Here is a 1,525-nt window from a genome sequence, read left to right as displayed (position 1 = left end):
GGCGACGCCGACGTCTGCCGCTGGATCGAGCTGCACCTGCGGGACACCCTGTGCGGGATCACCGCCGAGGTCGACCGCGAGGCCGCGCTGCGTCAGGCCGCGACCCTCGGCAGGCTCGCCGACGAGACGGGCCTGGTGGGCTACGGCGTCCGCGCCGCCGAACACCGGGCCCGCCTGGGCGACCGCGAGGCCGCGACGGAGGCGAAGGCCAGAGCCGAGACCCTCTGACCCCGCCACCCGAGCGAACGGCACTCTCGCTCATACCTAGTGAGCCAGAGTGCCGACGGCTCAGCTGCTGTCGAGCAGGCCCGCCATCCGCAGGGCGGCGCGGACGTCCTCGTGGTGCCACTCGTCGAGCGGGACGAGCGGGAGCCGGATCCCGCCCTCCATCAGGCCCATCTCCGCCAACGCCCACTTCACCGGGATCGGGTTCGACTCGGAGAACAGGGCGCGGTGCAGGCCCGCGAGGTCGGCGTCGATCGTCGCGGCCTCCTCGGCGTCCCCGGCCACGGCCGCCTTGCACATCCGGGCCATCTGCTCGGGCGCGACGTTCGCGGTCACGGAGATGTCCCCGTGGAAGCCGGCGAGCATGGAGGCGCGGGCCGTGGCGTCGTCCCCGGAGTAGAGGGCGAAGTCGGTGAGCTCCAGCGCGACCAGGTCACGGACCCGGTCCAGGTCGCCCTTGGCCTCCTTGAGACCCACGATGTTCGGGACCTCGGCGAGCCGCTCGACCGTGGACGGGAGCATGTCGCAGGCGGTCCGACCCGGCACGTTGTACAGGTACTGCGGGAGGTCGACGGCCTCCGCGACCCGCTTGAAGTGCTGGTAGAGGCCCTCCTGCGGGGGCTTGTTGTAGTACGGCGTGACGAGCAGCGCGCCGTCCGCCCCGGCCTCCGCGGCGGCCTCGGTGAGGTGGATGGCCTCGTCGGTGTTGTTCGCGCCGGTGCCCGCGATGACCTGCACCCGCCCGCCGACGACGTCGATCGTCCGGCGGATGACGTCCGTGTGCTCGGCGACCGTGAGCGTCGACGACTCACCGCTCGTGCCGACCGAGACGATCGCGGCGGTGCCCGCCAGCACCTGCCGCTCGACCAGCCGCTCGAGCGCGGCGAAGTCGAGCGCCCCGTCCTCCTTCATCGGGGTGACGAGGGCGACGAGACTTCCGGTGATCATGGTTCCGCCTTCCGTGTCGTGCGACGCAGCCCAGCGGCGCCGCCGGGAGACGGTAGCAAGTGCGCGCCGTGACCTCGCCCTGCTTCCGCACCCCGGGGTGGGGCCGGCCTCACCAACGATCCGGGTGTCCGCACGGGCGCCCCGGTGCTCGTCGGTCCCTAGCGTCCCGTCATGACCACCACAGCACCCAGGACCACCGGGCTGTCGCGGACGCTGCAGGTCGGCACCGTGGCGGCGGTGCTCGCCGTCGCGGCGCCGGGTCTGCCGTGGTGGCGGTCCGCGATCACCGCCGTCCCGCTCGACGAGCTCGCCGACTGGCACGCCACGACCCTGCTCGACACCCGGCTGACGG

General features: G+C 73.1%; 2 protein-coding genes and 1 pseudogene. 2 read left to right on the top strand and 1 reads right to left on the bottom strand.

Going from position 1 to position 1,525, the window contains the following annotated elements:
* Positions 1-228 (top strand): hypothetical protein (locus H5J29_RS32260; RefSeq protein ID WP_181784694.1); only part of this gene is annotated, 228 nt, incomplete at its 5' end.
* Between the two features lie 60 nt (positions 229-288).
* On the opposite strand, the gene dapA is transcribed toward H5J29_RS32260, so the two are convergent.
* A complete protein-coding gene (dapA, locus tag H5J29_RS32255; protein WP_181784693.1) occupies positions 289-1,173 on the bottom strand; it encodes a 4-hydroxy-tetrahydrodipicolinate synthase in 885 nt (294 codons plus the stop codon).
* A gap of 171 nt (positions 1,174-1,344) precedes the next feature.
* On the opposite strand from dapA, the pseudogene H5J29_RS32250 reads away from it, so the two are divergent.
* Positions 1,345-1,525: pseudogene (locus tag H5J29_RS32250) on the top strand (hypothetical protein); the annotation flags it as partial.

It is taken from the genome of Pseudonocardia pini, assembly GCF_013870575.1.
Classification (GTDB): Bacteria; Actinomycetota; Actinomycetes; order Mycobacteriales; family Pseudonocardiaceae; genus Pseudonocardia; species Pseudonocardia pini.
Note: the sequence above shows the minus strand (reverse complement) of the source record. Positions and strands in the feature narration are given on the sequence as shown.

What these genes read in the sequence shown, in the direction of transcription:
- dapA (WP_181784693.1), bottom strand. Translation starts at nt 1,173, where the DNA reads ATGATCACCGGAAGTCTCGTCGCCCTCGTCACCCCGATGAAGGAGGAC.